Source organism: Glutamicibacter sp. TV12E (genome assembly GCF_052441935.1).
Taxonomy (GTDB): domain Bacteria; phylum Actinomycetota; class Actinomycetes; order Actinomycetales; family Micrococcaceae; genus Glutamicibacter.
Genome location: NZ_JBQVVF010000001.1, coordinates 2362073 through 2384997 on the forward strand (window position 1 = coordinate 2362073; position 22925 = coordinate 2384997).

Annotated in this window: 21 protein-coding genes; 14 read left to right on the plus strand and 7 right to left on the minus strand. The window is 59.5% G+C overall.

Features of this window, described 5'->3' with window-relative positions; all coding sequences use genetic code 11:
* The first annotated feature begins 23 nt into the window (after positions 1-23).
* From ACT7DV_RS11055 to ACT7DV_RS11065, 3 genes are read left to right on the plus strand one after another with little or no spacing between them, the layout of a single operon-like run.
* On the plus strand, positions 24-1247 hold the full coding sequence (locus ACT7DV_RS11055; RefSeq protein WP_444662562.1) for a thiolase family protein: 1224 nt from the start codon (positions 24-26) through the stop codon (positions 1245-1247).
* Positions 1248-1249: 2 nt separating this feature from the next.
* Complete coding sequence (locus ACT7DV_RS11060) at positions 1250-2044, plus strand: enoyl-CoA hydratase/isomerase family protein (protein WP_444662564.1); 795 nt, start codon at positions 1250-1252, stop codon at positions 2042-2044.
* A 2-nt stretch (positions 2045-2046) separates the two neighbouring features.
* Complete coding sequence (locus ACT7DV_RS11065; protein ID WP_444662565.1) at positions 2047-2919, plus strand: 3-hydroxyacyl-CoA dehydrogenase family protein; 873 nt, start codon at positions 2047-2049, stop codon at positions 2917-2919.
* 80 nt (positions 2920-2999) lie between these two features.
* On the opposite strand, the gene ACT7DV_RS11070 is transcribed toward ACT7DV_RS11065, so the two are convergent.
* Positions 3000-3902, minus strand: a complete 903-nt coding sequence (locus tag ACT7DV_RS11070; protein ID WP_444662567.1) for a serine protein kinase RIO — start codon at positions 3900-3902, stop codon at positions 3000-3002.
* 140 nt (positions 3903-4042) lie between these two features.
* Between ACT7DV_RS11070 and ACT7DV_RS11075 the strand changes: the two genes are divergently transcribed.
* The 3 genes from ACT7DV_RS11075 (at position 4043) to ACT7DV_RS11085 (ending at position 9142) form a co-directional block, all read left to right on the plus strand.
* Entirely contained in the window at positions 4043-4765 is a 723-nt protein-coding gene (locus ACT7DV_RS11075) for a tyrosine-protein phosphatase (protein WP_444662569.1), read from the plus strand.
* A 143-nt stretch (positions 4766-4908) separates the two neighbouring features.
* Positions 4909-7032: a phenylacetic acid degradation bifunctional protein PaaZ gene (gene paaZ, locus ACT7DV_RS11080; protein WP_444662571.1), complete on the plus strand. Its 2124-nt coding sequence runs from the start codon at positions 4909-4911 to the stop codon at positions 7030-7032.
* A gap of 325 nt (positions 7033-7357) precedes the next feature.
* The gene (locus tag ACT7DV_RS11085; RefSeq protein ID WP_444662573.1) at positions 7358-9142 is read left to right on the plus strand and encodes a carbohydrate-binding module family 20 domain-containing protein; all 1785 of its coding nucleotides are present in this window, start codon (positions 7358-7360) and stop codon (positions 9140-9142) included.
* Positions 9143-9194: 52 nt separating this feature from the next.
* Here ACT7DV_RS11085 and ACT7DV_RS11090 read toward each other — a convergent pair whose 3' ends face one another.
* The 6 genes from ACT7DV_RS11090 to ACT7DV_RS11115 form a co-directional block, all read right to left on the minus strand.
* Positions 9195-9935 (minus strand): nicotinamide mononucleotide transporter, encoded by a 741-nt coding sequence (locus ACT7DV_RS11090; RefSeq protein ID WP_444662575.1) that lies wholly within the window; start codon positions 9933-9935, stop codon positions 9195-9197.
* Between the two features lie 192 nt (positions 9936-10127).
* Positions 10128-10745 (minus strand): TetR/AcrR family transcriptional regulator, encoded by a 618-nt coding sequence (locus ACT7DV_RS11095; RefSeq protein ID WP_444662576.1) that lies wholly within the window; start codon positions 10743-10745, stop codon positions 10128-10130.
* Positions 10746-10777: 32 nt separating this feature from the next.
* Positions 10778-12097: a phenylacetate--CoA ligase family protein gene (locus tag ACT7DV_RS11100; RefSeq protein WP_444662577.1), complete on the minus strand. Its 1320-nt coding sequence runs from the start codon at positions 12095-12097 to the stop codon at positions 10778-10780.
* A gap of 37 nt (positions 12098-12134) precedes the next feature.
* Positions 12135-12575 (minus strand): hotdog fold thioesterase, encoded by a 441-nt coding sequence (locus tag ACT7DV_RS11105; protein ID WP_444662579.1) that lies wholly within the window; start codon positions 12573-12575, stop codon positions 12135-12137.
* Positions 12576-12689: 114 nt separating this feature from the next.
* On the minus strand, positions 12690-13703 hold the full coding sequence (locus tag ACT7DV_RS11110; protein WP_444662581.1) for a GNAT family N-acetyltransferase: 1014 nt from the start codon (positions 13701-13703) through the stop codon (positions 12690-12692).
* Positions 13704-13731: 28 nt separating this feature from the next.
* Positions 13732-15885 carry a S9 family peptidase gene (locus ACT7DV_RS11115; RefSeq protein WP_444662582.1) on the minus strand — a complete coding sequence of 718 codons (2154 nt, stop codon included), beginning with the start codon at positions 15883-15885 and terminating at the stop codon, positions 13732-13734.
* A 201-nt stretch (positions 15886-16086) separates the two neighbouring features.
* Between ACT7DV_RS11115 and ACT7DV_RS11120 the strand changes: the two genes are divergently transcribed.
* The 8 genes from ACT7DV_RS11120 (at position 16087) to paaE (ending at position 22920) form a co-directional block, all read left to right on the plus strand.
* Positions 16087-17553 carry an amino acid ABC transporter substrate-binding protein/permease gene (locus ACT7DV_RS11120; RefSeq protein WP_444662584.1) on the plus strand — a complete coding sequence of 489 codons (1467 nt, stop codon included), beginning with the start codon at positions 16087-16089 and terminating at the stop codon, positions 17551-17553.
* Positions 17550-18305, plus strand: coding sequence for an amino acid ABC transporter ATP-binding protein (locus ACT7DV_RS11125; protein WP_444662586.1), 756 nt, complete (start codon positions 17550-17552; stop codon positions 18303-18305). Before ACT7DV_RS11120 ends, ACT7DV_RS11125 begins: the two co-directional genes overlap by 4 nt.
* 202 nt (positions 18306-18507) lie before the next feature.
* On the plus strand, positions 18508-18957 hold the full coding sequence (locus ACT7DV_RS11130) for a DoxX family protein (protein WP_444662588.1): 450 nt from the start codon (positions 18508-18510) through the stop codon (positions 18955-18957).
* Between the two features lie 141 nt (positions 18958-19098).
* Positions 19099-20085, plus strand: a complete 987-nt coding sequence (gene paaA, locus ACT7DV_RS11135) for a 1,2-phenylacetyl-CoA epoxidase subunit PaaA (RefSeq protein WP_444662590.1) — start codon at positions 19099-19101, stop codon at positions 20083-20085.
* Position 20086: 1 nt separating this feature from the next.
* Positions 20087-20377, plus strand: coding sequence for a 1,2-phenylacetyl-CoA epoxidase subunit PaaB (gene paaB, locus ACT7DV_RS11140; protein WP_444662592.1), 291 nt, complete (start codon positions 20087-20089; stop codon positions 20375-20377).
* Positions 20374-21234 (plus strand): 1,2-phenylacetyl-CoA epoxidase subunit PaaC, encoded by an 861-nt coding sequence (gene paaC / locus ACT7DV_RS11145; RefSeq protein WP_444662594.1) that lies wholly within the window; start codon positions 20374-20376, stop codon positions 21232-21234. The genes paaB and paaC overlap by 4 nt, the downstream gene beginning before the upstream one ends.
* A gap of 31 nt (positions 21235-21265) precedes the next feature.
* Positions 21266-21763, plus strand: coding sequence for a 1,2-phenylacetyl-CoA epoxidase subunit PaaD (gene paaD, locus ACT7DV_RS11150; protein ID WP_444662596.1), 498 nt, complete (start codon positions 21266-21268; stop codon positions 21761-21763).
* Positions 21760-22920, plus strand: coding sequence for a 1,2-phenylacetyl-CoA epoxidase subunit PaaE (paaE, locus tag ACT7DV_RS11155; RefSeq protein WP_444662598.1), 1161 nt, complete (start codon positions 21760-21762; stop codon positions 22918-22920). Before paaD ends, paaE begins: the two co-directional genes overlap by 4 nt.
* Positions 22921-22925 lie beyond the last annotated feature (5 nt).

Consider the following 22925-nt stretch of genomic DNA (forward strand, 5'->3'; position numbering starts at 1 on the left):
CAGTTTTTGCGCAAGGAGTACAAATGACTGAAGCATTTCTCGTCGGCGGGACACGTACCCCGGTGGGCCGTTATGGGGGAGCACTCAGCGCTGTGCGCCCCGATGACCTGGCCGCCCTGGCCATTCGCAGCCTCATCCAGGATTCTGGGATCGACCCGGCCGCGGTTGATGAAGTGATCCTCGGAAACGCCAACGGCGCTGGTGAAGAGAACCGCAATGTTGCCCGCATGGCGGCCTTGCTGGCGGGTCTGCCAGTGAGCGTGCCCGGTATTACCGTTAACCGCTTGTGCGCTTCGGGCATGAGCGCCATCACCATGGCCAGCCACATGGTCAAAGCCGGAGCCGCGGATGTTGTCATTGCCGGCGGCGTCGAGTCCATGTCCCGAGCCCCATGGGTGATGGAAAAGCCGGATAAGCCATTTGCCAAGCCCGGAGCCGTCTTCGACACCTCCATCGGCTGGCGCTTCACCAACCCGCAATTCCTCTCCGGCGAGCTATCCCGGGATGGCAAAACGACCTTCTCCATGCCGGAGACCGCAGAAGAAGTAGCCCGCGTCTACGGCATCTCCCGCGAGGATTGCGACCAATTTGCCGTCGAATCCCACGCCAAAGCCATGGCAGCTATCGAAGAGGGGCGCTTCCGCGACGAAATTGTGCCCGTGGCGGTCAAGCATCGCAAGGGCGAAACCATCGTGGATACCGATGAAGGGCCGCGCCCGGGAACCAGCATGGATGTTCTCTCCGGATTGCGTCCGGTGGTTGCAGGCGGCCACGTTGTCACCGCGGGAAACGCCTCGTCGCTCAACGATGGCGCCTCTGCCATTTTGGTGGTTTCCGAAAGGGCCCTGAAGAAGTACGCACTGACTGCGCGGGCCCGCATCATCGATGGCCAATCCGCAGGACTGGAACCAGAGATCATGGGCATGGGGCCGGTGCCAGCCACCCGCAAGGTGCTCGACCGTGCCGGACTTTCGATCGGCGAGATCGGCGCCATGGAAATCAACGAGGCCTTCGCCAGCCAGTCCTTGGCCAGCATGCGCGAACTCGGGGTAGACCCGCAGATTGTCAACCGCGATGGTGGAGCCATCGCGCTGGGCCATCCGCTGGGCTCAAGCGGTTCGCGCATCGTGGTCACGCTGCTGGGCCGCATGGAGCGCGAGCTGGCAACAACTGGGCGCAAGCTCGGGGTGGCCACCATGTGCGTCGGAGTTGGCCAGGGCTCGGCAATTCTGCTGGAAGGCGCGTAAGCATGGATAGCGCTGCTGAACACTTTGACACCCTGCAGGTGGCCGAGGGCGACGACCGGATCTGGGTGCGCCTGAACCGCCCCGAAGTGCGCAATGCCATCGACCAGAAAATGGTGGACGAGCTGCATGCCGTATGCGCCTACCTGGAGAGGAACCCGAAGATCCTGATCCTGGCCGGAACCGCCAGCCGGGCGCCGAGCCAAGAGCATCCCAAGGGCAGCAAGGGGATTTTTGCCTCTGGAGCCGATATCTCGCAATTGCGCGAACGCCGGCGCGATGACGCGCTCGCCGGGATCAACTCCGGGATTTTCGATCGCATCGCCAAGCTGCCCATGCCTGTGATCGCAGCCCTGGACGGGTTTGCCCTGGGCGGTGGCGCCGAGCTGGCCTACGCAGCTGACTTCCGCATCGGCACCCCCGAGCTGCGCATGGGGAACCCCGAAACCAATCTGGGCATCATGGCTGCCGCCGGCGCAACCTGGCGGCTCAAGGAACTGGTCGGCGAACCGCTGGCCAAGGAAATCCTGATGGCCGGCAAGGTGCTCACCGGCGAGCAATGCCTGGCCGCTGGGCTGGTGACCGAACTGCATCCGGCCACGGAACTTGAGCCCGCGGCCAATGCGCTGGCCGATCGCATCGCGGCCCAAGACCCGCTGGCCGTGCGCATCACCAAATCCGTGTTCCATGCCCCGCGCGAAGTGCACCCGGTCATTGACACCCTGGCCCAGGGAATGCTCTTTGAATCCCAAGCCAAGTTTGATCGCATGCAAGCCTTCCTTGATCGAAAGAAGAAGTAACTATGAGTGCAACAAGCAATAGCGCCACCGGCAACTTGCCGCAGCGCTGCGGAGTGCTTGGCGGCGGGCGCATGGGCGCCGGCATTGCCCACGCCCTGCTCATGGGCGGCAGCACCGTGGTCGTCGTTGAGCGCGATGAGGCTTCGGCACAGGCAGCCTGCGAGCGGGTCGCAGAATCAGTGGATCGCTCCATCGCCCGCGGGCTGGCGAGCGAAGCCAAGGACGAAATCATGCAACGCTTCTTGGTCAGCACCGACTACCAGCAGTTCGCCACGGCGCAATTGGTGATCGAGGCGGTGCCGGAAATCTGGGAGCTGAAGGTGTCTTCATTGCAGGCGGTGGAGCGGGTGCTGGATGCGGAGGCAGTGCTGGCTTCCAACACCTCCTCCTTGTCGGTGAGCGGGCTGGCCAAGGAGCTGGCACGCCCAGCCAAGTTTCTCGGGCTGCATTTCTTCAACCCCGTTCCGGCCTCAACGCTGATCGAAGTGGTGATTGGGCAGGAAACCGGCAAGGATCTGGTCGAAGCATCCCGCGGTTGGGTGCAAGCCCTGGGCAAGACCCCCGTCGTCGTCAATGACGCTCCGGGTTTTGCCTCATCGCGCCTGGGCGTGGCCATCGCGCTGGAGGCCATGCGCATGGTTGAAGAAGGTGTGGCGAGCGCGGAGGACATCGATAATGCCATGGTGCTGGGCTACAAGCATCCAACCGGCCCGTTGAAGACCACGGACATTGTCGGACTGGATGTTCGCCTGGGAATTGCCGAATACCTGCACGAAACGCTGGGCGAGCGCTTTGCGCCACCGCAGATCCTCAAGGACATGGTGGCCCAGGGCAAGCTGGGTCGAAAGAGCGGCCAGGGATTCTATTCCTGGTAGGACTCGCCAAGCCGAGCCCCTGAAACGCCGCAGTCCCCGCCGGTCACGCGACCGGCGGGGACTGCGGCGTTTCAGGGCGGTTAGAACAGGTGGCCCAGCAGCGAGGCAAAAAGCTCATCGGGATCGCGGGACAGCCCCTTGGAGGAGAACCACTCGCAAAGATTGACGCAGTCGCGATGCAAGAAGTCCATTCCCTGCGGGTTGCCGGCCAGATCCACGCACTGCGGAACGTCGATGACCACCAGGCGCTCGCCGGAAACCAGGAGGTTGTAGGCCGACAAGTCACCGTGGGCCACTCCCAGGCCGGCGAACTTTTCCAGGGCCTCGCTGAGCTGCTCCCACAGCGAGGGCAACCGCGGGTCAAAGCGCGTGAGCTGCTGGAGGCGAGGCGCGGCTGCCATCGGATTATCCGGGTCCGCAATGAATTCCATCAGGATTTCCGTGCCATCAATCTGGACCGGATACGGGACGGGAATGCCCGCCTCGTAGCAGCGCAACAGGTAGGTCCATTCTGCGTTGGCCCACTGCAAGGCGGCGATGTCGCGGCCGTACGCGGAGTTGTTGCGAATGGCTCGATTGTCACGGGATCGACGCGCTGATCGGCCATCGCTGTAGGCCTGCGATCGACTGAATTGCAGGCGGTCCCGCGAGCGGTAGCGTTTTGCGGCCAGCAGGCTTGTTCGCCCGCCGATGGCGCGTTCGAGCAGGAAGACATCACCCTCCTTGCCCGTTTTGAGAATGCCCAGTTCGGTGTCCATGGCACCGGCATCCTCGATCAGCCACAGGGGATAGGGCTGCGGACCGCGAAAGCCCTTCTCGACAAAAGGCCACGTGGAATAGCGCTGGCCGGCAGGCGGCTCGTCAATGGCCGACTCTTTCCAGACGGGCTTGTGCCTGTGGAATTTGAGTTGCGTGTCAGGATCTGCGGATTCAGGAGTAATCAGCCGCGAGCTGGTGGATGGGTCTCCAGCAGGAAAATGCATTGGGAAAAGTCCTTAGAAAAAGGGAAAAATGACCGGGAACGGCGGTAGGCAATCATCGTTACCCCTCCTTCAATAGACTGGTTGGCGTTTACCAATGACTAGAACTCTACAACAGCGAATCAATATGTTGCAATGGGGGAATGAACCAGAGCCTGAACTACCAAAAGCAAACCGGGGATTTGCCGTGGGCAGGGGCCGTGAACGCACGGCATATTTGTGGCGCCTTCTACCGCATGGGGCGCCATGAGTGGCTGAGCGCGGAAGGCTGGCGCCAAATGCAGGGTGATGGCATCACCAAGGTCATTGACCTGCGCAATCCAAGCGAGATTCATCGGCGCGAACATGATCCGGAGGTTCCGGACGCCAGTCTTGCCGGCATTGAACTTGTGAACTTGCCGCTGGAAACACCGGGCAATCAGCGGTTTGAATCGATGGCCGTGCCATATATGAATCACACGGGCATGTATCAGCTGGTCTGCGAGGAATTCGGCAGCCAGCTGCGTGCGGTATTCGAGGACTTGGCGAACTCGCAGGGCGCTACGGTCATCCATTGCTCGGCAGGCCGTGACCGCTCGGGGCTGATCGCCACGCTGTTGCTGGACCTGGCCGGACTGGCGGATCGCATTCTCGTGCACGACGAGCTGGCGGTGCGGGGCATTAATGAATGGCACCGGGTCTCTGGGCGAAAGCATCCCTACGAGAGCTATCGCACCGAGGAAGAACTGCGGGAAATCATCAGCGAGCGTGCTGAGGCACTGGAGGATTTTTGCGCCTGGATCGGTTCAGCGCGCACTTATCTGCTGGCCCAAGGCATGGAAGCTGGCGATCTCGAGCGCCTGCGTTCACTGGCAGTACAGCGCTGATTCGCTGCAGGTATTGCCCTCATTGCGCGGTTGGAGTTTGGGTTCAGGATCCCAAAATCGCCAATTGCGGGTGTCCTTGGTCACGCTCTTCCTGATATGGTTAATATTAATACTGACCGACCGTTCAGGAAGGAATTGTGTCAATGTCGACAAAACAGATCAGCGTAGTGCCCAGCTTCATCGCGGGAAAATGGTGGACTCCCGAATCCGGAGGCGGAACGGAGGTTCGTGACGCCAACACGGGGGAACTGCTTGCCTCGGTTACCAATGACAAATTGGATGTGGCAGCAGCGGTCGCCTATGGACGCGGTACCGGGCAACAGGAGCTGGCCAAGCTGACATTGCATGAGCGCGCGCTGAAGCTCAAGGAGCTGGCGCTGTATCTGAATGAACGGCGCAAGGATCTTTACGAGATTTCGTTCAAAACCGGTGCCACTAAGATCGATTCCATGGTGGACATCGACGGCGGTATCGGGGTGCTCTTCACCTTTTCCTCCAAGGGCCGACGCGAATTGCCCAACAGCAACGTCATCCTGGACGGTCCCACCGAACCGCTAAGCAAAGACGGCTCCTTTGTCGGCACGCATATCTACACTGCGATGAGCGGTGTGGTGGTGCAGGTCAACGCATTCAACTTCCCTGTTTGGGGCATGCTTGAAAAGTTTGCGCCGGCCTTTATCGCAGGCGTTCCCACCATAGTTAAACCTGCAACTCCTACTGGCTACCTCGCCGAAGCCGCCGTCCGCCTGATGCTGGAATCCGGCATCCTTCCCGAAGGCTCCCTGCAGCTGCTTTCGGGGTCGGCCAGGGACATCATGGATCATCTCGACTACCGCGACATGTTCGCCTTCACCGGCTCGGCGGCCACCGCAAGCAAGTTGAAATCCCATCCCAATGTCATCGACGGGGGAGTGCGATTTGCGGCAGAAACCGACTCGCTCAACGCGGCTATCCTTGGGCCTGATGCGCAGGAGGGAAGCCCGGAATTCGAAGCATTTATCAAGGCAGTCGTCACGGAGATGACCTCCAAGGCTGGCCAGAAATGCACCGCCATCCGCCGAAATATTGTTCCCTCCCACCTCGTCGATCCGGTTATCGCAGGCATCGGCAAGCGAATTGACGAGCGAGTTGTTATTGGCGATCCGCGCGTCGATGGCGTGACCATGGGAGCCCTCGCGTCATTGGAACAGCTATCCGATGTGCGCTCAGCCGTTCAAGACATGATCGACGCCGGTGGCGAGCTGGCCTATGGGCGTCTGGAAGCCCCGGCGGTGCGCGTGGCTCCGGAGAAAGACGCCGTGGCGGAAGCCGGCGCCTTCATGTCGCCGGTAATTCTTCGCTGGGACGACGCCCGCAACCCATTGGTCCACTCCCGTGAAGCTTTTGGCCCGGTCAGCTCCGTCATTGGCTACGAAAATCTTGAGGAAGCGGTCCAACTGGCCGCGATGGGCTCCGGCTCGCTGGTGGCCACCGTGTGCAGCAATGATGCCGATATCGTGCGTTCGCTGGCTCTGGGCATCGCTGCCCACCATGGCCGCGTGCATATCCTGAACCGGGAAACCGCACGTTCAACCACCGGCCATGGCTCACCAGTGCCTCACCTTGTGCATGGCGGCCCGGGCCGTGCCGGCGGCGGGGAAGAGCTCGGTGGAATCCGGTCGGTCAAGCACCATATGCAGCGCACTGCGGTGCAGGGATCGCCGAATATGCTCACTGCCCTGAGCGGGGTGTGGCATGCAGGGGCTGAGCAGAGCCTGGCGGGATGCGAAAAATTTGGTGGCGATGCCAAGAATACCCACCCATTCCGCAAGTCGCTGGCTGAGCTGCGCATAGGAGACGGGTTCGCCTCGGACCTTCGTGTTGTGAATTTGGAGGACATCAGCGAATTCGCACAGAAGACCGGCGATACGTTCTATGCGCACACCGATGCGAAGGCCGCCGAATTGAATCCGTTCTTCCCGGGCATCGTGGCCCACGGGTATCTCCTGGTCTCTTGGGCTGCTGGCCTTTTCGTTGAGCCGGCTCCGGGGCCGGTGCTGGCCAACTACGGTTTGGAGTCATTGCGCTTCATCACGCCGGTGGCTGCAGGAGACTCCATCCGCGTGACGCTCACGGCCAAGAAGATCACTCCTCGCGTCACCGACGAATACGGTGAAGTCGCCTGGGACGCTGTCTTGCATAACCAGAACGATGAAATTGTTGCGACCTACGATGTCTTGACCTTGGTGGAGAAGGAAAACCTCACCTACGCCAACTTCGGAGTCTAAGAACCGATCCGTTCAAGGGTGGATGCCGCGAATGCGGCGTCCACCCTTTTTGTGCCTCAATGCGAGCACCGGGTCTTCAAACAGTTATGTAAGCGTTTCCATTTTAGAGAAGATTTTGAGTGTGGCCGGAAAATTTTATGGCAATTTATCCTTTTGGTTTCGCGGATTTAATGTGTTTACAGAAATTTACTTGTTGGTAAGGCATCAGAAAACGCTTACAGTTATGTCGCAGGTCACACGTTGATGGGGGGCGTGTGGTTGAGCGATCTCGGCGCAGTGGCGTCGATGGATCGCAGCCCATTCATCACATCAAAGGAGCTTTTCTGTGGGACTTTTGCCATCACGTGCCAAATCAACAAAACGCCGGATCGGCGCTGGAAGGGCCAAACCAGTCGCGGCCCTGGGCGCCTCGCTGGCCCTGCTCGCCGCGCCGTTGTTCACGGCGCCAGCCCAGGCCGCCACCCCATCCAATGACGGGAAAGACGTCATCCTCAACCTCTTCCAATGGAACTGGAATTCAGTGGCTCAGGAATGCCAGTCCAGCATCGGCCCGGCAGGTTTCGGCTATGTCCAGGTTTCCCCTCCGGCAGAGCACCTGCGTGGCACGGCATGGTGGACCTCCTACCAGCCGGTGAGCTACAAAGTGGACTCCAAGCTCGGCAACCGCGAGGAATTCTCCGCCATGGTCAATAGCTGCAACGACGCTGGCGTCAAAGTCATCGCCGACGCGGTGGTCAATCACATGACTGGCGCCGGGCAATCCGGCACCGGCACCGCTGGCTCGCCCTTCTCCGAAGATTATTTCCCCGAGTACTCGGCTCAAGACTTTAATGATTGCCGCACAAACATCACCAACTACGCTGACCGCTGGCAAGTTCAGCATTGCCGCCTGGTAGGCCTCCAGGATCTGAAGACCTCCAGCAGCTACGTCCAGCAGAACATCGCCGACTACCTTGATGATCTCGTTTCGCTCGGCGTCTCCGGCTTCCGCATCGATGCCTCGAAGCACATCCCGGCAACAGACCTGGAAGCCATCAAATCAAAGATGAAGAACTCCGGTGTCTACTGGGTGCACGAAGTCATCGGCGCCTCGGGAGAGCCGATCCAGGAAAGCGAATACCTGGGCAGCGGCGACTCCCACGAATTCGACTATTCCCGCCAGCTCAAGCACGACTTCGACGCGCAGATCGCCAACTTGCGCTTCATTGGCGATGGCAAGCTCGCTAGCGACCGCGCCGGAGTTTTCGTCACCAACCACGACACCGAACGCAATGGCGAATCCATGAACTACAAGTGGGGCGCCAAGTACCTGCTGGCCAACGTCTTCATGCTCTCCTGGCCTTATGGGTCGCCCACGGTCTACTCGGGCTTCACCTTCACCGACAAGGAAGTTGGCGCTCCCGGAGCGGGCGATTCCTCGGTGCCAAATGCGAGCTGCGATTCTTCATCCTGGACTTGTGAGCAGCGGCAAGATGAAATCACCGGCATGGTCGGCTTCAACAACGCTGTGGGCGACGCAGCGGTGAGCAACTGGTGGGATGACGGAAGCAACCAGATTGCCTACGGGCGAGGGAACAAGGGCTTTGTCGCTATCAACAACACCGGGGCAGCCACCACCCGCGAATACACCAGTACCCTGGCGGCTGGAACCTACTGCGATGTGGTGGGTGGAGAAGACTGCTCGAAGACCGTCACAGTGGGAGCGGACGGAAAATTCACGGCCACCCTGCCTGCCTATGGCGCGATGGCGCTGCATATCGGAGCCCTTGCTGATGGAGCCGGCGGCGGATCGCAAACGCCGGATCCAGTGGATGACACCGCCGATGTCAGCGTGGCCGTGACCGCACAGACCACGATGGGACAGAACGTCCGCATAGTTGGCAACCAGCCAGAACTAGGCAGCTGGGATCCTGCCAAGGCTGTGCTGCTATCGCCGGCGAACTACCCCAGCTGGACCGGAACGGCAGACCTTCCTGCCGGGACGCAGTTTGAATACAAGTACATCAAGTACGACCAGAGCGGCAATGCCATTTGGGAATCGGGGAGCAACCGCACCGCCACCGTGCAAGCCGACGGATCCCTGAACCTGGCTGACAGCTGGCGCAACTAGCAACAAAAAAGTGTTCCCGCTCCAAGACGGTGCGGGAACACGTTGCCTTCAGTTATTTTTCTGTTTCAGCGTTCATCTTGTCCAAGGTCGCCTGCTTCGCTTTTTGCAAGGCAAGCTCGTCCTCACTCAGCTCCACCTGCACGGGCTCAGACCCTGCCGCTGGCAAAGTGCGCCACAGGAAGTAGCCGTACGCTGCGGCCAGGGCAATGAAAACGTAGAGGCCAAGCATGCCAAGCATTGGCGAAATCACGAAGTAGATCACCAGATCAGCAATGGCCGCAAGTGCCAGCAGCAGCCATCCTTCACGCACGCCGCGGGCGATCATGACGAAGGAAGCGAAAATAGCGGCGTCAGCGAAGTACATGACCCAGACTTCTGGCGTAGCGGTCAGGAAGCCGGAGTTGAACAGGAAGGGGCCAAAGCGGAGGGCCACAAGCAAGATCAAGCCCGCGATCATGCCGGCGGCTGACCAGCTGGTGATGGACGTCTTGGTGACCTCGCGACTGAACTTGCCGGTGAGCTTGAATTGCGAAAATCGCCAAAGGCCAAAAATCGGCAGCAGCAGCAGCGGGAATGCGTAGATCAGCCCCAAGAGATCAAACTGCAACGCGGAAATCATCGGGCCGACAAAAACCGAGAGGATCAGGGTCCACCAGCCCAAATCATTGCGATGCGCAAGCAGGATTGCGGAGACGAAAACTAGCAGCATGCTAGCGGCAGACAGCAGGATCTGAACGTAGGAACTACCGCTGTCAGCAGTAGCCATGAACAGGGTTTCTAAGATGGAATCCACGGTGCTCTTCACTCGATCGATTGGCAACAACTGGTGCACAAGGCACCCCTTCGATGCTAACGGTGAATCCTGTGAGCCAAAGAATTCTACAAGGTTGGATGCGCCACAAGAACTGAGCTCATGCTGCCAGCAATGCCCAATGAGGCTCCCTGCCGAAAGCAGGGAGCCTCATTCGCGGGATTCAAAATTGGCCTACTTCACTACCGTGTGCAAACCGTGGAAGAGCAGCGAGACGGCCTGTTCTTCCAGCGCAGAAGCTTCGAGCGGTCCATCAACGCGGTACCAGTCCACGATCGAATTGATTGTGCCGAACAGGAGGCGGGCGGTGGAACGCGGCTCAAGATCATCTCGAAGCTTGCCGTCGCTTTGCGCAGCTGTGACCAGCTCGGCTAGCTGGCGGTCCATCGCACGGCGGCGTTCCAATGCCTGTCGTTCCAGCTCGGTATTGCCCCGCAAGCGCAGGAGCAGGGTTACATAGGGGCGCTTTTCGATCAGAATGCGGATCGTCGAGCGCAGGAAAAATTCCAGGCGCTCATCGGCACTGCCCTCGTGCACGCGCACTTCGGTGTTGACCGCTTCCAGGGGGATGAGTGCCGCGTCCAGCGCCAGCCGCAGCAAGTCCTCCTTTGACGGAACGTGATGATAAATCGCGGACTTGCTGATGCCCAAGCGGTCGGCGAGCTTGCCCATCGAGGTCGCGTCATAGCCATATTCATTAAAAGCCTCGACGGCAATTCTCAATACGGCGTCCTGGTCGTACCCGGGGCGCCCGCGTTTCACCGGGCGGCTGGCAGTGTCGGTAGTGTCCATGATGAATCGATTATTCCATGTCCCTGCGCGTATTACTGATTGCGCAGGTCATAGATCCTCTTGAGCTTGCCCATGGATCGCTCTAGCGATTCGGGCTCAACAACATCGATGGCGCAGGAAGAACCAACATGGATCTTGATGAGTTTCGCCAGTTCCTTCCCGGCATGTTGCGCCTGCTCAGCTGGCGCATCCGTGCGGCGTTCCACCTTCACCGACAACTGATCCATTCGGCCTGGGCGCGAAAGGACAAGCTGGAAATGCGGCGAGAGGCCCGGAACCTTGAGGATCAGCTCTTCGATCTGGCTCGGGAAGAGGTTGACCCCGCGAAGAATGATCATGTCATCGCTGCGTCCGGTGATGCGTCCCATGCGGCGGTGGCCAGGTCGGGCACTGCCTGGCATGAGGCGAGTCAGGTCATGGGTGCGGTAGCGAATAATTGGCAGAGCCTGCTTGGTCAACGAGGTGAATACCAGCTCGCCATGTTCGCCGTCACCTAAAACCTTGCTGGAGTCGAAGGCATCAACGATTTCTGGACGGAAGTGGTCTTCCCAGATGTGGCTGCCGTCTTTGCGTTCATTTGATTCGCCGGCCACGCCGGGACCCATCACCTCGGAGAGCCCATAGATGTCGCAGGCATCGATGTTGAACATCTCTTCGAGCTCATGGCGCATCTCCTCGGTCCATGGCTCTGCGCCGAGGACTGCGACCTTCAGCGAGGTGCTGCGCGGGTCCAGACCCATGCGCTGCATGGCATCGCCGATAGTCAGCAGGTAGGTGGGAGTGCAAAGGATCGCGTCCGGGGCAAAATCCTGGATCAGCGAAATCTGCTTATCTGTTTGACCGCCGGACATCGGGATGACCGTGGCACCCAGGCGTTCGGCGGCGGCGTGGGCGCCAAGACCGCCAGTGAACAGGCCGTAGCCATAGGCGTTGTGAACCTTCCATCCAGGCTTGACTCCTGAAAGCCGAAGACATCGCGCACCGAGCTTCGCCCAGTCTGCCAGGTCCTGCTGGGTGTAGCCGACAACGGTCGGTTTTCCAGTGGTGCCGGAGGAGGCATGGATTCTGGAGACCTCGTGCTGGGGCACGGCAAACATGCCAAAGGGGTAGGTCTTGCGCAGGTCCTCTTTGTCCGTGAACGGGAAGAGCGCAAGGTCGCCAAGCTCCTTGAGGTCCTCCGGATGGACCCCGGCAGCGTCGTATTTTTCCTTGTAGTGCGGAACATTCGCATAGGCGTGGTGCAGCGTTTCCTTGAGCCGCTCAAGCTGGATGGCTTCGATCTGATCGCGGCTCATGGTCTCTTCGGGATCGAGAGGATTCGGAAGTGCATCGCGGCTGGGTGTCTGAGACATGCTGAAACTTTCGTGAGAAGTGAATGGGGGAGCGGCCTTAGCTGGGCTTCGCGACGGTGCGGGAACGTCCGCGGAATTCGGCAACCACTTCCAAGGCGCCGTCACTTGATTCTTGGGTCACCGTAATGTCATAGACCCCGCTACGCCCTTGTTGCGAGACCAATTTGCCGGTGGCGGTGAGTGTTCGTCCCGGAATTGCAGGCCGCAGGAAGTTGATATCTGCTCCGGAGGCTACGGTGATGCTCTGATCGGAGCCTTCTGCTGGATTGCAGCTCAGCGCGAAGGCCGTGTCGGCTAGGGCGAAGATCATTCCGCCGTGCCCGATGCCGAATCCATTGAGCATTTCAGGGCGCAGTTCCATGCTGATGACAGCGTGCCCTTCGCGAACTTCGATGACGTTAATGCCCATCCATTGGGTCGCGTAGTCATTGCGCAGTATGGCGTGGGGTACCGGTTCTTCTACCTGTGTATTGGTCATCATTGTCCTTCGCCCATTTATTTACCGAACGATCATTAGGTAATAACATAATGTGAGCTAAGTCAAGTTCTCGGGCGGCAAACTATGAACTATTGCGGAAGGCAGGCGCCGGGATTAAGGGGCGAAGAGTTTTCGATGCAATTCGAGGATGAAGGGTTCCTTGATCCGGTTGTAATCCATGACCAGTGCATCCTCTCCCTGCTCGGCCAGCAGCTGCGCTGCCGCCTGTCGCTTGATCTGCGCATAAGCCCTGCGGTCAGCAGCATCCAGTTTTAAGTGCTCGCGGAACAGCATCATGCGCAGATACTCAGGGCTGCCTGCGGGGAAAACATGGACATTGGCGTCCACGCGCCCACTGGCGGCAGGCGGCTTGAACATGCGGTGCGCGTACCAACCGGGTTCGCGATGCCAAAACACCAAGCCCGCTTGCTCCAGCGCTGGAGCGTAGCTTGATTCATCGTTGGCATCGGGGACCAGCAAGGCGATATCAATGATGGGCTTGGCAGGAAGCCCCGGGACCGAAGTGGAACCGGTGTGCTCAATGGCCAGCGCTTGAGGCCCTAGGGCCAGGCTGATTTGTTCGCAGAGTTCCTGGAAGTCGTGCGGCCATCTCGGCGAGGGTTCCTCGATGCGAATATTTCCCCGGGTCTGCTGCCCGTTGACCGGCTCATATTCCGGATCTTCCTCGGGCTGGCTGGCCAGCAACGGCAAATAGGGCAAGGTGCACAAGTATCGTGCAGCACCGGGCCAGCGCGGATCTCCTGCCGAATTGGAGATCACGCAGCCCAGTGCGCGGTAAAAATCGATGGCGTCATCATCCGTGGAGGCCCACAGAATCTTGCGATGCAGGGCGCGAATTTCTTCGAGCAGCGCTCGTCCCAAACCGCGATGCTGGAATTCAGGGAGAACGGCAAGATATTCCAGGCACAGCGAATACTGATCACTGTGCCGATACGCTGCCAGCGCTGCAACGTCGCCCTCCTTGGTGAAGTGAGCGAGTACCTGGAGGTTCTCGCATTCATCCAGGAGGTCTTGCAGGCCTTGTTCTCCGACAGGATCGGCAGCCAGCACCAGCAACCGGCGCACCGACGAATCGCCGCGGTAGACCTTAATGTCGATATGGCGCATGGCCGCCCTTCCTGGTCAGTGGCAGAAATCAGATGAGTTTGGTGCAGCCCAAGGAGTCCAAGGCAAAGGCATAATCCCAAGCCCTCGACTTCCAGGATTCATAGCGGCCCGAGGCGCCACCGTGGCCACCGTCCATCTCGGTTTTGAGTACGATCGGAGCACTTCCGGTGCCCAGCTCCCTGAGCTTGGCAACCCACTTGGCCGGCTCGACGTACAGCACGCGGGTGTCGTTGAGCGAAGTCACTGCCGCGATCTTGGGATAGGCCTGGGCGGTGACATTCTCGTAAGGCGAGTATGACTTCATGTAGTCATAGACTTCCTTGCTTTCGATGGGATTGCCCCATTCTTCCCATTCCAACGCGGAGAGCGGAAGATCGGGGTCCAAGATCGACGTCAGTGCATCCACGAATGGAACCTGGGCAATGACCGCCGTGTACAAATGCGGAGCCATATTCGCGATGGCGCCCATCAGCAGCCCGCCGGCAGAACCGCCCAGGGCAACGATGCGCTTCGGATCCGCCAGGCCCGAATCGATCAGGTGCCGGGTGGAATCGATGAAATCGGTGAACGTGTTCTTCTTGTGCAGCTTCTTTCCCTGCAGGTACCAGTCGCGGCCCAGTTCTCCACCGCCGCGCACATGCGCAATGACAAATATGACGCCGCGATCCAGCACGCTCAGGCGCGGGATGCCGAAGCCCGGATCCATTGAAGCTTCGTAGGAACCGTAGCCGTAGATCAGCACCGGCTGGGGCACAGAGGTATCCAGATCCGAACGGCGCATGATGGTCAGCGGAATCCTGGTTCCGTCCGCTGCCGTGGCCCATTCGCGAGTGGAGAGGTACTTGGAGGCGTCGTAGCCATTGACCGGAGTCTGCTTGCGCAGCACCAGCAACTGGTCTTGAAGCCACAGATCGTAGACGCGCGCCGGCGTGAAATCAGATGTGTAGCTGATGCGGATCAGCGGGGCATCGAGTTCGGCGAAGGTCGGAGAGGCGGTGAACAGCTCATCTTCAAACTGCGGTTCGAGCGCGCGGGCCTGTTCTTCAGTGCCCAAGCCTTCTAGCGGGATCAGCTGGACTCGTTCGCAGGTATCGCGGCGCACCGAAAGAATCACATGCGAGCCGGTCAAGGCGGTGCCCTCGATCTTCGTCGTATTTTCATGAGCCACCACGGTCTGCCACTGCTCTGGCTTGGCGTCCTGGCCCAACTGGTCCAAGGCCGCCAAGGAGACCATGTTGTTTGGCGCCTGGTAGTCATGGGTAATCAAGGCCTGCCCGGTGCCTGGCATCAAGTCGATTCCGTGCAGCACCCGCAGGCCGCGGGGAACCAGCAAGGCCACCTCCGCCTGATCACGGGTCAGATCCAGCATGCTGGTTTCCGAGTACTCGGAGTTGCCGCTGGAAATCATCAGGGTCTTGCGATCGGGGCTCAGATCGAATCCGAGCCACATCCCGGGATCATTTTCTTCAAAGACCAGCTGATCCTGCGCTGCATCGGTGCCAAGGCGGTGGGCAAGAATCCGATTCGGACGCCAAGTCTCGTCAACGACGGTGTAGAAAACAGTGGAGGAGTCGGGGGAGAAAGCCAGGCCGTAGAAAACGCCGTCAATGACATCGGGCAATAACTGCCCAGTGTGCAAGTCCTTGATGTACAGGGTGAAGCGCTCGTCGCCGGCATTATCTACGCAGTAGGCCAGCAGGTTGCCTTCTTCGTTCAATGCCATGCCGCCGAGCGAGAAGAACGGCTTGCCCTTGGCCAGCGCATTGCCATCCAGCAGGACCTCTTCGTCGGGCAGCGGCTGCTTGGCATCGATCACCGGCGGGGTCCAATCGGCGACCGGGTCCGAGGAATCCGCGGCTTTGACCCGGCACTGCACGGTGTAGGGCTTTCCTTCGGCGGAACGCGTGAAATACCACCATCCGCGCCGGCGGACCGGGACCGACAAATCGGTTTCCACGGTGCGGGATTTGATCTCGTTGAAGAGGTCATCGCGCAGTGGCTGCTGGTCGGCCGTGACTGCATCGGTGTAGTCGTTTTCGGCTTTGAGGTGCTCGATGACCTCGGAGCTGGACTTCTCGCGAAGCCACTCGTAGTTGTCGACGAAATCATCGCCATGGAAGCTGCGGGTGGTCGGACGCTGCGCGGCGTGCGGAGGATTGGCGGTCAACGATGGATCAGTCATATCCCTATTCAATCCCACTGCGGGGACTGATGGGCGCAAGCTATGCTCAGCGCGGACAGAACCGCCAAGTCCAATGCGAAAAACCCGTGGTGCCAACGGGCCAAGGGTTCCGGCTAGACTTTATTGCGCTTAGGCTTGCTGGAATAGGAACCTATCTGCAGCTTGGGCCACTCGCCCTTCAGCACGAGAAAGCGATCATCAGTGGAAAAGATTCAAAGAGTTGCCCGCACCGGGCGCCTGAGGCGTTGGGTTGCGGCCGCGGCCATCGGCCTGATGGCCTTGGTCGTCGGCGCACCGTCGGCTATGGCTCAAGGCAGCGAGAGCGTCGAAGGCCAGACCTACGTAATTGGTACAGATACCACCTTCGCCCCCTTCGAATTCCGCAAGGATGGGGAACTGACCGGTATCGACATGGATATCCTGCAAGCGATTGCCGAGGACCAGGGATTCAAGGTTGAAGTCCGTTCCCTCGGCTTCAGTGCCGCCCTGGCTGCCTTGTCGGCCAACCAGGTGGATGGCGTGATCGCTGGCATGTCGATCACCGACGAGCGCAAGGAAATCTACGATTTCTCCGAGCCTTACTTCGAGTCCGGCGTTCAGATGGCCGTGTCCAAGAACGATGAGGACACCAAGGGCTATGAAGACCTGGACGGGAAGACTGTTGTAGCCAAGACCGGCTCCGAAGGCGAGTCCTACGCCAAGTCTATTTCCAAGGAATATGGATTCAAGGTCAAGTCGCTGGACCAGTCTGCAACGATGTACGAGTCGGTGAAGTCCGGTTCGGCTGTTGCAGTGTTTGATGACTATCCCGTGCTGGCCTACGGCATTGCCCAGGGCAATGGCCTGAAGACCGTCACTGACAAGGTGCCCGGCGGCTCCTACGGCTTCGCCGTGAACAAGGGCGAAAATACTGCCCTGCTGGCTGCGTTTAATGACGGCCTGGCCGAATTGAAGGCAAATGGCGAGTACCAGAAGATTCTCGATGAGTATCTTGCTGATCCCAGCGCCGCGGTACCAAGCAACTTCTTCGACCTGGTAGCCAAGTCCCTCCCGGCGCTGATGACCGGTCTGTGGCACACCCTGCTGGTGACGGCGATTTCCTTCGCAATTGCCATGGTGCTTGGCCTGGTCTTCGGCTTCCTGAAGATCTCGCACAACATTGTCTTGCGCGGCATTGCCACGACGTTCGTGAATATTTTCCGTGGCACCCCGCTGCTGCTCTGGGCGTTCATGTTCTACTTCGGCCTGCCGCAGCTGACCGGTTGGGAAATTTCGGTGTGGACCGCCGGTATCTTGACACTGTCGCTCAACGCCGGCGCATACGTTGCGGAAATCGTTCGCGGTGGCATCCAGTCGGTGGATCCGGGACAGCTTGAAGCGTCTCGCTCCCTGGGCCTGGGCTATGGCAAGTCCATGCAGAAGGTCGTGGTTCCCCAGGCTTTCAAGATGATGACCCCATCATTGATCAACCAGCTCATTATCAGCCTGAAGGACTCCTCGTTGCTGTTGGCCATCGGCTTTGGCGAATTGCTCTACCAGGGCCAGCAGATCTACGCAGCGAACTTCCGCGTGACCGAAACCCTGCTCATCGTAGGTGTCATTTACTTCATTGCCATCATGGCCCTGACCAAGTTGGCTAACTACGCCGATCGGAGGTTCAACAAGTGAGCGCGGAAACTGTAAAGAGCTCCCAGGTGAAGATCGAGGTCAAGGATCTGCATAAATCCTTTGGCTCCAATAATGTCCTGAAGGGCATTGACATCGACATCCGCGAGGGCGAAGTAGTATGCGTGATCGGTCCATCGGGTTCGGGCAAGTCCACGCTGTTGCGTTGCCTGAACAAGCTGGAGGACATTACCTCGGGCAAGGTCGTCGTTGACGGCTTTGACGTCACCGATCCCAAGGTGGACATCAATGAAGTCCGCCGCCATGTGGGCATGGTGTTCCAGCACTTTAATCTCTTCCCGCATATGTCGGTTGCCGAGAACATCATGCTCGCGCCAGTTGAGCTGAAGAAGATGAACAAGGTGCAAGGCCGTGAACGCGCGCTGGAGCTGCTGGAGCGAGTCGGGCTCAAGGACAAGGCGGATGCTCGTCCGTCGTCCCTGTCCGGCGGCCAGAAGCAGCGCGTTGCCATTGCCCGTGCCTTGGCCATGGCTCCTGGAATCATGCTCTTTGACGAGGCCACCAGCGCGCTTGACCCCGAAATGGTTGGCGAGGTGCTGCAGGTGATCAAGGAGCTGGCAGAATCCGGCATGACCATGGTCTTGGTGACCCACGAAATGGGCTTTGCCCGCGAAGTGGGGGACCGGGTGATCTTCATGGCTGACGGCGTCGTCTGCGAGCAGGGCGAACCTGAACAGCTCTTCGGCAACCCGCAGCAAGAGCGCACCCGCGACTTCCTGTCGAAGGTCCTCTAGGCCTTCGAGCCAAGGCTAGTTCCTGAGCCGTGCTGCCCGTTCCAGCTTTTGCTGGCATCGGGCGGCACGGCTTTTTTGCGTGATCAAGCTTACTGACTTTTAACGTCAAGGTGCTTGAAGCTTCAACTTGTGCCACATAGTGTGGAGTAGGAAATCAAGCAGGAAAACCCCTGAACGGACGTCCTTACCTAGGAGCTAGATAATGACCACACTGGAAAACAATCCCCGCTTGCTTGCCTCGGCGCAGCTCGTGCTGCGCCTGGCGATCGGTTTTCTCTTCGCAGCCCATGGCTGGCAGAAGTTTTCGCAATTCACCATTGAGGGCACCACTGCCAGCTTCACCCAGATGGGGGTTCCCGCGGCCAGCCTTGTGGCCCCGGTCGTAGCTACCCTGGAGCTTGTTGGCGGCGTGGCGCTAATCCTGGGCCTTGCCACGCGAATCGTCGGTGTGCTTTTGGCCCTGGACATGGTCGGAGCCATCGCCATGGTTCATGCCCAAAGCGGCGTGTTCGTGGCCAATGGCGGCTTTGAGCTGGTTCTCGCCCTTGGTGCCGGTGCCGCGGCCCTTGCGCTGATGGGACCGGGAGGCTGGGCCCTGGACCGCTTGTTTGTTGGCCGAAAGGCCGCGCGGCGCGGGTTGATCAACGCCTAGCCGGCATCATCTGCGGCAAACCCCAAGGAATGGTCCTTGGGGTTTTGTTGTATCCGTGGAACTCGTGTTGACGTGACGGAGCGCACTCTGACATACTGAACGAACGGTCAGTATGTAATTTGTAATCGATGAGGTGAACCCATGGCTTCGACCACACCGCAGGAACCGGGACTAAGTGCCGTTCCGAGCTACGAAGAAGAGCAGTCGCAAGCTCGCTTTGATGCCTTGATTAATCAGGATTCGCGTGTCGAGCCACGCGACTGGATGCCTGAGCCCTACCGCAAGACCCTGACTCGTCAGGTCTCCCAGCACGCTCACTCGGAAATCATCGGCATGCAGCCTGAAGCCAACTGGATCAGCCGCGCTCCATCGTTGAAGCGCAAGTCCATTTTGATGGCCAAGGTGCAGGACGAGGCGGGTCATGGCCTCTACCTGTACTCCGCGGCGGAAACCCTGGGAACCAGCCGCGATGAGCTCAACGACCAACTGCTGACTGGTCGCGCAAAGTACTCCTCGATTTTTAATTACCCCGCCCGTTCATGGGCAGATATGGGCGCCATCGGCTGGCTGGTCGACGGAGCTGCTATCGCTAACCAGGTCCCGCTGTGCCGGGCATCCTACGGACCATACGGCCGTGCCATGGTGCGCATTTGCAAGGAAGAATCCTTCCACCAGCGCCAAGGCTTTGAAATCTTGCTTGCGCTCTCGAGGGGAACTGCAGCACAGAAGAAGATGGCACAAGATGCCATCAACCGTTTTTACGAGCCGTCACTGATGATGTTCGGCCCGCCTGATGACCAGTCGCCAAACTCCCAGCAGTCCATGGCATGGAAGATCAAGAGATTCTCAAACGATGAACTGCGCCAGCGCTTTGTCGGGATGATCGCCGAACAGGTCAAGGTATTGGGCATGACCCTGCCAGACCCGGAACTGCGCTTTGACGAAGAAAAGAAGCAGTGGATCCACAAGGATTTGAACTGGGATGAATTCATGGCAGTGATCAAGGGCAACGGCCCGGTCAACTCCCAGCGCCTGGAACGCCGCCGCGAAGCGCACCGAGAGGGCGCGTGGGTCCGAGAAGCCGCATCGGCATATGCCGCAAAACAAGCACAGAGCGAGGTCGCCTAATATGAGCCAGCAGAACAATTGGCCCCTGTGGGAAGTTTTTGTCCGTTCTTCCCGAGGCCTCTCGCACGTGCACGCCGGGTCCTTGCATGCACCCGATGCCCAAATGGCGGTGCGCAATGCCCGCGACCTTTACACCCGCCGCAACGAGGGCGTATCCCTCTGGGTTGTGAAGTCCACCGACGTCATCAGCTCTGATCCCGACGAGAAGGATTCGTTCTTTGAATCGCCTCAGGGCAAAGACTACCGACATGCCACGTACTACAAGGCCAGCGAAGGGGTGAAGCACCTGTGAAGCACGACGAATTGGATGCTGCGCTGGACAGTTTCGGCGACGCGCTGGCCTCGGCCACCCGAGTCACCCCCGGCAACGCGCTTCGCCCAGAAGACATCGCCGTGGACGGCATCGCACCGGGCGAGGACGTCGCGCAATATGCGCTCACGCTCGGTGATGACGCGCTGATCCTGGCCCAGCGCCTGGCAAACTGGATTTCGCGCGCCCCCGAGCTGGAAGAGGACGTTGCCCTGGGTAATATTGCCTTGGACGTCCTCGGACATGCCCGGTCCTTCTTGACCTATGCGGGATTGGCGTGGGACAAGACCGAAGATGATTTGGCCTACTGGCGCGAGGAGGAGGAATTCACCTCGCTGTGGATCGTCGAACAGCCCAACGGGCATTTCGGTGTCACTATTGTCCGGCAGCTGATTGTCTCGATTTTCCAGCACCTGCTCTACCAGAAGCTGGCCACCTCCCAAGACGAAACATTGGCAGCCATCGCCGCCAAGGCGGTCAAGGAAGTGGATTACCATCGTGACCACGCCATCCAGTGGACCATTCGCCTGGGGCAGGGAACCAAGGAATCAGCCGAGAAGATGCGCCATGCCCTGGAAATCCTCTGGCCTTATGTTGATGAGATGTTCCGCGACGAAGCGGTCCATCAGAATCTGGAATCAATCGCCGTACTTCCTTCAACCTTGCGCGAAGCTTGGCAGGAAGAGATCTCCGCGGTACTAGCCGAAGCAGGTTTGGAGATTCCGGCCACCGGACAAGCCATGGCCTACGGCCGCCGGGGCGAGCACTCCGAGCACCTTGGCTATCTGCTAGCTGAAATGCAAGTACTGGCCCGCAAGCATCCCGGCGCCAGCTGGTAACCACACATTAAGCCCGTTAGGGGGAGCAGTCTTGAGCAAACTGATCGCTGACGCCGAAGAGCTGTTCGCCATCGCAGCGAAGGTCAATGACCCGGAAATTCCCGTGCTGTCCATTGCCGACCTCGGGATTCTGCGCGAGGTGAATCTTGACAACGATGGCGCGGTGCAGATTGTCATCACGCCAACGTACTCCGGGTGCCCAGCGATGGACGTCATCAGCGAAGATCTGTACCAGGCGTTCAAGCAAGCCGGCTATGGGAAGGTCGATATCAAGCTGGTGCTGGCCCCAGCCTGGTCCACCGACTGGATGACCGATGAAGGCAAGAAAAAGCTCGAGGAGTACGGCATCGCTCCGCCTACCGGACGAGGCCATGCCGGTCGCATCACGCTGGGAATGAGCGTGAAATGCCCCCGCTGCCACTCGCTGAATACCCGTGAACTGGCGCGTTTCGCCTCCACTTCCTGCAAAGCGCTCTACACCTGCAAAGACTGCTTGGAACCCTTCGACTACTTCAAGGTGCTCTCATGACCGAACCACAAACTTCCACCCGCCGCAGGGCTTCGTTCCATCGACTCACCGTCTCCAACGTGCGTCGGCTGACCAAGGATTCCATCGAGGTCACCTTTGCCATTCCCGAGGCGCTCAGCGAAGAATACGATTATGTAGCAGGCCAGTACGTGGCCCTGCGCAAGGAGCTCCCCAATACAGAGGGCGAGCTCGTCGAGTTGCGCCGTTCCTATTCGATCTGCGCGGCCCCGACCGGCGATGAGATCAAGGTTGCCATTAAGCGGGACCTTGGCGGATTATTCTCCACCTGGGCCAATGATGAACTGGCCGCCGGCGATCAAATCGACGTGATGAGCCCGGCCGGCGCCTTCATTTCCAAGCACAAGCTTACCGAAATCAACGATCCGTCGAAGATCAATACGACCAGCCAAGATCGTTTTGTCGCGGTTGCAGCCGGCTCGGGGATCACCCCGGTCCTGGCCATTGCCCGCACGATTCTTGAAGCCAACGACCATAGCCGCTTTGACTTGATCTATGCCAACAAAGCCGCCATGGACGTCATGTTCCTCGAAGAGCTGGCGGACCTCAAGGACCGCTATCCAGCACGATTGGCCCTGCACCATGTGCTGAGCCGGGAACAGCGGATTTCACCACTGCTCTCGGGGCGAATCGACGCGCAGAAGCTGACAGCACTGCTGACCAATGTTGTCCAGGCCCCAACGGTCGATGAATGGTTCCTCTGCGGCCCCTTCGAGCTGGTCCAGCTGGTCCGGGACCAGCTCGCCGCCCTTGAGGTCCCCGCCGACAGGGTCCGCTTCGAGCTGTTCAGCACGGGCGAACCGAATAAGCCGCAAGGCCACATCGGGCGTCCGGTGATCGTGGACGAAAACGAGGAAAGCTATGAGATCAGCTTTAACCTCGACGGCCTCAAGGGCGAGGTCAAATCCCCGGCCCGTGCCAACGAAACAGTCCTGAACGCCGCATTGCGGGTCCGCCCGGATGTGCCATTCGCCTGTGCCGGCGGAGTCTGCGGCACTTGTCGAGCCAAGGTGACCTGCGGTTCGGTGACGATGGCGGAAAACTATGCACTGGAACCAGAAGAAGTTGAAGCAGGCTACGTGCTGACCTGCCAGTCGCACCCGACCAGCGACAAGCTGACCGTCGATTTCGACGCATAGGAAAA